Consider the following 8,168-nt stretch of genomic DNA (forward strand, 5'->3'; position numbering starts at 1 on the left):
CGGACGATAGTTGCGTGGCGCAGGTCGCAAGCCTCGTGCGTCTCGCGACATGGGGCGGTCGGCAAAGCGTGTGCCAATCGCAGAAATCAGAAAAGCGTAATTCGTTTCAGACGGTTATGGACACAGTAGGTTGCCACGGAATCTCGTGTATAACGAATCTCCGTAGCGCGCCGACGAGATTTCGTGATGTCCCAAGCGTCGAGCGGAAAGCCTGCGGATCCCGGCCGCGAGCGCGATTTCGGCCTCGTCTTCGAGGCGGGTGCCGAGGCCATGCTGGTGCTCGATCCGGAGGCCGACCGGATCATCGATGCCAACGCGGCCGCCGCACGCCTCCTCGGCCATCCACGGGCCGCGCTGCGGGGCATGGCGGCGAGCGGGCTGCATCCGGGTCAGCGTCCGGCGCTGATCGTGTTCACGCAGGCCGTTCAGGCCGAGGGCCGCTGGTGGACCCACACGCTCTCGCCCCGGCACGGAGCTGGACGGGTCCTCGAGCTCGAGGCCGTCGGCACCGCACTGCCCGGCGGCCTCGTCCTCGTCACCCTGTTCGACCTCGACGAGCGCCGCCGGCGCCAGATCGACCGCGAGGCCGACCGCCACATGCGCGCCGGCCTCTCCGAGTGGCAGCGCATGGAGCGGATCTTTCGCGACATCGAGCGCGAGAACCAGCTGATCCTGCGCGCGGCGGGCGAGGGGATCTACGGGGTCAACGCCGACGGGATGACGACCTTCGTGAACCCGGCCGCCGAGCGCATGCTCGGCTGGGCCGCCGCCGACCTCGTCGGCCGCGACATGCACGCGGCCGTGCACCACACCCATCCGGACGGCTGCCCCTATCCCCATCGCGATTGTCCGATCTACGCCGCCTTCCGCGACGGCGCCGTGCATCAGGTCGACGACGAGGTGTTCTGGCGCCGCGACGGCACGTCCTTCCCGGTCGAGTACACCTCGACGCCGATCCGCGACCGCGGTGCCCTGGTGGGCGCCGTCATCGTGTTCCGCGACGTCAGCCAGCGGCGGGAGGCGGACGAGCGCCTGCGGCAGGCGCTGGCCGAGGTCGTCACCCTGCGCGAGCGCCTGGAGCTGGAGAACGCCTACCTGAAGGAGGAGATCCGGGCCGGGAGCCACCACCAGGGCATCATCGGCCGCAGCCCGGCCATCGAGGCGATCCGCCGCCAGATCGACCTCGTGGCCGGCACCGACGCCACGGTGCTGGTGACGGGCGAGTCCGGTACCGGCAAGGAGCTGATCGCCCGCGCGATCCACGAGGCGAGCCGTCGCCGCGAGCGCCCGCTCATCCGCGTCAACTGCGCGGCGGTGCCGCGTGACCTGTTCGAGAGCGAGTTCTTCGGCCACGCCCGCGGCGCCTTCACGGGGGCGCTGCGCGACCGTGTCGGGCGCTTCGAGCTGGCCGACGGCGGCACGCTATTCCTCGACGAGGTCGGCGAGATCCCGCTCGACCTCCAGGGCAAGCTCCTCCGGGTGCTGCAGGAGCGTTCCTTCGAGCGGGTGGGTGAGGAGCGCACCCGCGCCGTCGATGTGCGTCTCGTGGCCGCGACGAACCGCGACCTGAAGGAGGAGGTGCGACGGGGCCGCTTCCGCGGCGACCTCTACTTCCGCCTCAACGTTTTCCCGATCGGCGCGACCCCCTTGCGCGAGCGGCCGGAGGACATCCCGCTGATCGCCCAGCACATGCTCACCGGGGCCGCCCATCGCCTCGGCGTGCCCGAACCCCGCCTGACGGAGGGCGACGTCCGCCGCCTCACCCGCTACGACTGGCCGGGAAACGTGCGCGAGCTGGAGAACGCCATCGAGCGCGGCGTCATCCTGGCCCAGCGCGGCCGCCTGCGCCTCGATCTGCCGGAGGCCGGGGAAGCCGCACCGAGCGCGACCATCGCCCGGCACGGCCACGCGGGCGCCGTCCCGGGACAGCGCCCGCGGAGCGAGACCGAGCGGCGCGCCCATGACCGGGCCGAGATCGTGGAGGCCCTGGCCCTGTGCGGCGGCAAGATCTTCGGCCCGGGGGGCGCCGCCGAGCTGCTCGGCCTGCGGCCCACGACACTGGCTTCCCGCATGAAGGCGTACGGGATCAGGAGGGCATGACGGGTCGAAATCGCGCGCGGCTCCGGTGAGGACGCCTCGGTCCGGCCGTCGCCATCTTGCGCGGGACCTGCGGGCCCGCGCGGGCAGTCGGACGGAGGCGCGTACGGCGCCGCGCGCGAGCGCCTCTATGACGGCCGCGCGATCCTGAGCCACGTGATGGCGCAGGCCAGGGCCATGCCCCCGAACGCGAGATGCGCCCAGGTTGCCGCGTCGTTCGCCGCGAATCCGAGCAGCCAGGGCGCCAGAACCGTCCAAGCCCCGGCGATGGCGACCGCCCGCTCGCCGGCCGCCCGATGGCGGATCTGGTTGGCTGCCGTGAGCGCGAGGATCACCAGGCCGGGCAGCAGCGCCGAGGCGGCGGCGGCGTCGTGGCCGGTGAAGACCAGGAGCCAGGCCGCCAGCACCAGGGCCGTCCCGGCGATGTGCTGCGCGGCGCCCACGAGGAGCTCGTCCGTTCGCCAGCCCGGCCGGAAGGGGGCGGCCGACGTCTTGAAGGGCGACATGACCTATCTCCGCCGGTGTCGTCGGATTCCTCAGCCCTGGACCGCGGCGATGACGCGGCCGGGATCGATCACCTCATGGGCCGGCGCGAGTACCTCCAGGCGCCCGCTCGCAGGCGAGAGGATGTCGTGCAGGGCCTCGCCGATCCGTACGGCGGCCACGGCCTCGCCGGCCCGCACGCGTGCGCCGCTCGAGACGAGCCAGCGTTCCAAGACGCCCGCGGGCAGCATGCCCGCCGACCAGAGTTCCTCGGCCACGCGGATGTCCGCCATGATCGCCTCCTGGCGCGTTATGTTCGCCTCCTGGCGCGGACGCCCGCCCAGCACGCCGGCAAGCAGTGGACCGCACGGGATCCCGGCCCGCGTTGATCTGGATCACGGCATTCCCGGAGCGATCGTTGAGACAGGTCAATGCGCCGTCGAACCCTGATGGGCAGCCTCCGCGGGGCATCTCCTACGGACCGGATCCATGCTCGTCGTGCTGGTTGCCAGCGTCGTCCTCGTCGTGGTGACGATCCTTGTTCTCTACGAGACGCTGCGCCTGACCTCGGAGCACCTCGCCGAACTGCCGGTGCCGCCGCGCTGGCGCATCATTGTCGTCGTGCTCGCCGCCTTCGCGGGCCACACGGTCGCGGTCTGGGTCTATGCCGGCGCCTACTGGCTGCTCGTCCTGCGGCTGGGGCTTGGCGCCTTCTCGGGGGTTCCCATCGAGACCTTCGAGGATTGTCTCTTCGTCTCCGTGGTCGCCTACAGCTCGCTCGGCTACGGGGACCATGTCCCCCTCGGCCACGCCCGGTTGCTCACCGGCGTCGAGGCGCTCAACGGCCTGCTCCTGATCGGATGGTCGGCATCCTTCACCTACCTGGCGATGGAGCGCTACTGGCCGATGCACGGCAAGGCCCGTGCGCACCGCGCCGCGACGTCCCAGTCCCAGTCCAGCGGCAAGGCGGGCCGCGAACGCCTCTTCCCGCCCACGGCCGGCACCTGAGCGGGCCCGCGCCCTTGCGTTGGATCAAGGCCTTCGGATCCTCACGGGCTCAGGTTGCTCGCCGCTTCGATCGCGGAGTTGAGCCATGCAGCGTGCCTATCTCGTCAGCTTCCACAAGGTCGTTCCGGACGACACCGGCCATGATCATCGCGTCCTGCAACAGCAGGCGGTCGTCCGCGCCCGGTCCGACGTCTCCGCGGCCTACGCGGCCAAGGCGATGTTCCGCGAGGCGGTCGGGGTCGTCGATTGGCGGCTGCGGGCCGACACCTGCGAGGTGGTGGAGCTGACCGAGCGGAGCGCCTGAGGAGGACCCCATGAGCCATGACCTGACGCAGCCGGTGCACTGGCAGGGCCGCCAATGGGCCGTCACCGGCTACGGCATCGAGGCGCTCGACGGGATGTACCACGTCCCCTACGCCGAGATCCCCGAGGCCGCGAACGGCCAGCCGCGCTGGCTGCAGGATCTCTGCCGCCGCTACGGGACCGACCGCGACGACTTGGCCGCGGCGCTGCGGGTGGCCCGCGCCGTCCGGTCCGGCGGGGTGGGCGCGCGGCCGGGACCCGCGGGGTCGAGCGCGCCCGCATGAGCGCCGGACCCGTTGCCGCGGTCGCAGAGGCCGACGACCCGGAAGTGCCGAGCCCGTCCGTCGGGCCGTCGAAGCCGCGCCTGCTGCGCGTGCTGGGCCCCGGCCTGATCGCGGGCGCTTCGGACGACGACCCGAGCGGCATCGCCACCTACAGCCAGGCCGGGGCCCAGCTCGGCTTCGGTCTGTGCTGGACCATGCTGTACACCCTGCCCCTCATGGCGGCGGTGCAGATGGTCTCGGCTCGAATCGGACGCACCACCGGGCGCGGCATCGCGGGCGTCCTGCGCGAGCACTATCCGAATGGCCTGCTCCAGGCCGTGGTACTCCTGCTGCTGGCCGCCAACATCCTAAATCTCGGCGCCGATCTCGGCGCCATGGCGGATGCCCTCAACCTGCTGCTACCGGGGCCGAACTGGCTCTACGTCGTCCTCTTCTCGGGCATCTGCGTCTTCATGCAGCTCGTCCTGCAGTACACGCGCTACGTCGCCGTCCTGAAATGGCTGACGCTCAGCCTGTTCGCCTATCTGGGCGTGGTGATCTTCGCCCACGTGGCGTGGGCCGACCTCGGACGCGCCGTGGCGATCCCCCGGATCGACCTCAGCAACGGCGGCCTGACGACGCTCGTGGCGCTCTTCGGGACCACGATCAGTCCCTACCTCTTCTTCTGGCAGGCGGCGGAGGAGGCAGAGGACCTGCGCACCTTCCCGAACCGGCGCGACCTCCTGCACGCGCCCGAGCAGGGCCCCGAGGCGCTCCGCCGGATCGAGGTCGACACGCTCGTCGGCATGGCCTTCTCGAACCTCGCCGCGCTCGCCATCATGGTCACCACCGCCTCCGTGCTGCACCCGCACGGCATCACCGACATCCGGACCTCGGCGCAGGCCGCCGAGGCCCTGCGCCCCCTGGCAGGACCGTTCTCGGCGGCGGTCTTCGCGCTCGGCATCGTCGGCACCGGCCTGCTGGCGGTGCCGGTTCTGGCCGGATCGGCGGCCTACGCCGTCGGCGAGGCGCGGCGGTGGCCGGTGGGCTTCGGCCGCAGGATCCTGGAGGCGCGCGCCTTCTACGGCACGGTCGCGCTCGCGACCCTCGTCGGCATGATCATCAGCCTGGGTGCGGTCGATCCGATCCGGGCGCTCTACTGGAGCGCGGTCGTCAACGGCGTCATCGCCGTGCCGGTCATGACCGTGACGATGCTGGCCGCCGCCCGCGCCGACATCATGGGCGCCTTCGCGGTGCGCGGGCCTCTCAGGCTGCTCGGATGGGTCGCCACCGCCTGCATGCTGCTCGCCGTCCTGGCCATGTCGGCCACCGCCGCGCTCCCTTGATCCAGCGCAAGGCGGAGCGGGCCGCCCACGCCATCCTCGCCCTGCCGCAACCGGGTACAGGAAATGCGTGATGCACGAATGTAGAGGGGAAGGCGGCCCGACCGTGCTCGTCGCCGAGCCGCAGGCGCTGCCGGGCATGTGGCTGGAGGATCGGCTGCAGGAAGCCGGATGCGCGGTCAGCGGTCCGTACGCGACCTGTGCGGATGCGGCCCTGAGCCTCGACGGGGCGCCGCCGGACTTCGCGATCGTCAGCGTCGATCTGAACCAGGGTTCCTGTTTCCCGCTCGCCTGCACCCTGCGTCGGCGGGGCATCCCCTTCGCGCTGATCGCGGGCAGCGCGCGCATCCCCGCGGCCTTCTCGGATGTGCCGCTGTTCGAACGGCTGTTCGATGCCCGGGACATGGTCTCCGAGGTGGCTGCTCGTCGCGGGAAGCGCGGCAGCGGCGCGCGGGCGTGCCCGATGCAATCGCGGATCGCGGCGGGTGAGCCCCTTGCGCTGGATCAATGTCCGCTCGCCTGCCGGGCGTAAGCGTCGGCCCCCTCCGGGCCCGCCCTGGACACCAAGGAGACCTCAGATGAGCGACAAGATGATTCGCCAGAACGTCATCGACGAGCTGGACTTCGACCCGAGCATCGACGCGGCCCATATCGGCGTCGCCGTGGAGAACGGTATCGTCACGCTCACGGGGCATGTCGCCAGCTACACCGAGCGCGTCGCCGCCGATAAGGCCGCCCAGAAGGTGCGCGGCGTGCGCGGCGTGGTCGAGGAGATCAAGGTCCGCTTCGGCGGCGAGACCCCGCCACGCGACGAGGACATCGCCCAGCGCGCGGTGCAGATGCTCGACTGGTCGGTCACCGTGCCGAAGGACGCCGTGCAGGTGAAGGTCCAGAACGGCTGGGTGACGCTCTCCGGCAAGGTCGATTGGCAGTACCAGAAGGAGGAGGCCTACCGGGCGATCCGGCGCTTGGCCGGCGTCGCCGGCATCATGAACACGATCGAGGTGGCGCCGCGGGCGAGCGTGCCCGACGTGCGCGCGAAGATCGTGGCGGCCCTCAAGCGGAACGCGGAACTGGAGGCGGATGCGATCACGGTGACGGTCAAGGACGCGAAGGTCGTCCTCGAGGGCAAGGTCAACGCCTGGTACGAGCGGGAGCTTGCCGAGAACGCCGCCTGGTCGGCCCCCGGCGTGCGCGCCGTCGAGGACCACCTCACGCTGGGCTGAGCCCCGCGCGGCCGCGCCCCCGCCACCCGGAGTTCCCCGATGACCTTCGCCAGCATCATGGTGGCCGTCGATCTCGCCCCGCAGGCGCGGGAGCGCGTCCGTCTCGCCGGCCACCTCGCCGACGACTTCCGCGCCCGGCTGATCGGCGTCGCCGCGGAGCGGGCGGCCTACGCCGTCCCGCCGGTGGGGCCGACGCCCGCGAGTTCCTACGCGCTGACCGCCTCGAACGAGAGCGTGCTGGACGACCTGCGACAGGCCCACGCGGCCTTCGAGGAGGCCTCCGCCGGGCGCAGCCGCGTCGAGTGGCGCTCGAACATCGACCTGCCGCTGCCGTTCCTGATGGCCCAGGCCGCGGCCGCCGACCTCGTCGTGGTCGGGCGCCGGGCGGAGACCGGCCCGGCCCTGTTCTCGGTCGATCCGGGAGACCTCGTCATGCATCTCGGGCGGCCGGTCCTGATCGTGCCGCCGGGGATCGACCACCTCGACGGCCGGCGGGTCGCCGTCGGGTGGAAGGATTCCCGCGAGGCGCGCCGCGCGGTGCGGGACGCGCTGCCCTTCCTGCGGCGCGCCTCCCATACCGTGGTCGTCGCCGTCGACGACGGACGGGGTGCGGCCGACACCCGCAACATCGTCGGGTTCCTGCAGGCCCACGACATCGCCGTGACGGCGCTCCACCGGGACGCGCGCGGCGCCGAGCCGTCCGAGACGCTGATCGATGCCGCCTCCGAGCAGGCCGCGGACCTGATCGTCACGGGGGCCTACGGCCATTCGCGCCTGCGCGAGTGGGCTTTGGGCGGCGTCACCCGCCACCTGCTGGCAGCCTCCCCCATCTGCTGCCTGATGAGCCACTGACCGACGCGCCGCCGAGGGCGCGGCGCGCCCGGGACCGGAGCCGCATCATGAACGACCGGCCGAACCTCACGATCCCGCACGAGGGCTACGTCGTCGTCTGCGACGGCCGCAAGGCCCTGGTGCTTCGGAATGCCGGGCACCCGCTCCGACCGGACCTTCAGGTCCAGCGGGTGCTCGAGGCGCCCCCGAACCCGCCGACGCATCTGCAGGGAACGGACAGGCCGCCGCGGGTCAGGCTCGGCGACCGGCGCAGCGCCATCGCGCAGACCGACTGGCACGCGCTGGCCGAGCGCCAGTTCGCGGACGCCGTCGCCCAGGCCCTCGGCGCGATCGACCCGCTCGCCGCCCTCGTCGTCGTCGCCCCGCCGCGAGCGCTGGCTGAGCTGCGGCAGGCGCTGCCGGAGCGACTGCGCCAGGTGATCGTCGCGGAGATCGACAAGGACCTGACGAAGCATCCCGTGGACGAGATCCGGCGGCACCTCCATGCCGTCTGATACCGTTCCCGGTCGATGGGTTCGGTCCAACGCATCGTCTGAGGACGAGGCGCGGGTCCCCTCTCCTGTAGGGAGAGGTCTGCTTTCGCAGAAAGCCGG

11 protein-coding genes are annotated in these 8,168 nt (G+C 71.8%); 9 read left to right on the forward strand and 2 right to left on the reverse strand.

The window, feature by feature from the left end; all coding sequences use genetic code 11:
* Nucleotides 1–186: 186 nt before the first annotated feature.
* Complete coding sequence (locus tag AX737_RS18190) at nt 187–2,100, forward strand: sigma 54-interacting transcriptional regulator (protein ID WP_066923892.1); 1,914 nt, start codon at nt 187–189, stop codon at nt 2,098–2,100.
* Between the two features lie 125 nt (nt 2,101–2,225).
* On the opposite strand, the gene AX737_RS18195 is transcribed toward AX737_RS18190, so the two are convergent.
* Together AX737_RS18195 and AX737_RS18200 are read right to left on the reverse strand one after the other, a co-directional pair.
* Nucleotides 2,226–2,603, reverse strand: coding sequence for an SPW repeat protein (locus tag AX737_RS18195; protein ID WP_066923894.1), 378 nt, complete (start codon nt 2,601–2,603; stop codon nt 2,226–2,228).
* 30 nt (nt 2,604–2,633) lie between these two features.
* The gene (locus AX737_RS18200) at nt 2,634–2,873 is read right to left on the reverse strand and encodes a biotin/lipoyl-containing protein (RefSeq protein ID WP_066923913.1); all 240 of its coding nucleotides are present in this window, start codon (nt 2,871–2,873) and stop codon (nt 2,634–2,636) included.
* A gap of 196 nt (nt 2,874–3,069) precedes the next feature.
* Between AX737_RS18200 and AX737_RS18205 the strand changes: the two genes are divergently transcribed.
* The 8 genes from AX737_RS18205 (at nt 3,070) to AX737_RS18240 (ending at nt 8,069) form a co-directional block, all read left to right on the forward strand.
* Nucleotides 3,070–3,588, forward strand: coding sequence for an ion channel (locus AX737_RS18205; protein WP_066923896.1), 519 nt, complete (start codon nt 3,070–3,072; stop codon nt 3,586–3,588).
* Nucleotides 3,589–3,673: 85 nt separating this feature from the next.
* Nucleotides 3,674–3,892 carry a hypothetical protein gene (locus tag AX737_RS18210; RefSeq protein WP_066923898.1) on the forward strand — a complete coding sequence of 73 codons (219 nt, stop codon included), beginning with the start codon at nt 3,674–3,676 and terminating at the stop codon, nt 3,890–3,892.
* Nucleotides 3,893–3,902: 10 nt separating this feature from the next.
* A complete protein-coding gene (locus AX737_RS18215) occupies nt 3,903–4,175 on the forward strand; it encodes a hypothetical protein (RefSeq protein WP_066923900.1) in 273 nt (90 codons plus the stop codon).
* On the forward strand, nt 4,172–5,500 hold the full coding sequence (locus AX737_RS18220) for a divalent metal cation transporter (protein ID WP_066923903.1): 1,329 nt from the start codon (nt 4,172–4,174) through the stop codon (nt 5,498–5,500). The genes AX737_RS18215 and AX737_RS18220 overlap by 4 nt, the downstream gene beginning before the upstream one ends.
* Nucleotides 5,501–5,636: 136 nt before the next feature.
* Nucleotides 5,637–6,029, forward strand: coding sequence for a histidine kinase (locus AX737_RS18225; RefSeq protein ID WP_238230655.1), 393 nt, complete (start codon nt 5,637–5,639; stop codon nt 6,027–6,029).
* Between the two features lie 46 nt (nt 6,030–6,075).
* Nucleotides 6,076–6,723, forward strand: a complete 648-nt coding sequence (locus tag AX737_RS18230; protein WP_066923907.1) for a BON domain-containing protein — start codon at nt 6,076–6,078, stop codon at nt 6,721–6,723.
* A 39-nt stretch (nt 6,724–6,762) separates the two neighbouring features.
* Nucleotides 6,763–7,575 (forward strand): universal stress protein, encoded by an 813-nt coding sequence (locus AX737_RS18235; protein ID WP_066923909.1) that lies wholly within the window; start codon nt 6,763–6,765, stop codon nt 7,573–7,575.
* A gap of 47 nt (nt 7,576–7,622) precedes the next feature.
* Complete coding sequence (locus AX737_RS18240; protein ID WP_066923911.1) at nt 7,623–8,069, forward strand: host attachment protein; 447 nt, start codon at nt 7,623–7,625, stop codon at nt 8,067–8,069.
* The last annotated feature ends 99 nt before the right edge of the window (nt 8,070–8,168 follow it).

It is taken from the genome of Methylobacterium sp. CCH5-D2, assembly GCF_001556475.1.
In the GTDB taxonomy this organism is placed as follows: Bacteria; Pseudomonadota; Alphaproteobacteria; order Rhizobiales; family Beijerinckiaceae; genus Methylobacterium; species Methylobacterium hispanicum.

What these genes read in the sequence shown, in the direction of transcription:
- AX737_RS18190 (WP_066923892.1), top strand. Translation starts at nt 187, where the DNA reads ATGTCCCAAGCGTCGAGCGGAAAGCCTGCGGATCCCGGCCGCGAGCGC.
- AX737_RS18195 (WP_066923894.1), bottom strand. Translation starts at nt 2,603, where the DNA reads ATGTCGCCCTTCAAGACGTCGGCCGCCCCCTTCCGGCCGGGCTGGCGA.
- AX737_RS18200 (WP_066923913.1), bottom strand. Translation starts at nt 2,873, where the DNA reads ATGGCGGACATCCGCGTGGCCGAGGAACTCTGGTCGGCGGGCATGCTG.
- AX737_RS18205 (WP_066923896.1), top strand. Translation starts at nt 3,070, where the DNA reads ATGCTCGTCGTGCTGGTTGCCAGCGTCGTCCTCGTCGTGGTGACGATC.
- AX737_RS18210 (WP_066923898.1), top strand. Translation starts at nt 3,674, where the DNA reads ATGCAGCGTGCCTATCTCGTCAGCTTCCACAAGGTCGTTCCGGACGAC.
- AX737_RS18215 (WP_066923900.1), top strand. Translation starts at nt 3,903, where the DNA reads ATGAGCCATGACCTGACGCAGCCGGTGCACTGGCAGGGCCGCCAATGG.
- AX737_RS18220 (WP_066923903.1), top strand. Translation starts at nt 4,172, where the DNA reads ATGAGCGCCGGACCCGTTGCCGCGGTCGCAGAGGCCGACGACCCGGAA.
- AX737_RS18225 (WP_238230655.1), top strand. Translation starts at nt 5,637, where the DNA reads ATGTGGCTGGAGGATCGGCTGCAGGAAGCCGGATGCGCGGTCAGCGGT.
- AX737_RS18230 (WP_066923907.1), top strand. Translation starts at nt 6,076, where the DNA reads ATGAGCGACAAGATGATTCGCCAGAACGTCATCGACGAGCTGGACTTC.
- AX737_RS18235 (WP_066923909.1), top strand. Translation starts at nt 6,763, where the DNA reads ATGACCTTCGCCAGCATCATGGTGGCCGTCGATCTCGCCCCGCAGGCG.
- AX737_RS18240 (WP_066923911.1), top strand. Translation starts at nt 7,623, where the DNA reads ATGAACGACCGGCCGAACCTCACGATCCCGCACGAGGGCTACGTCGTC.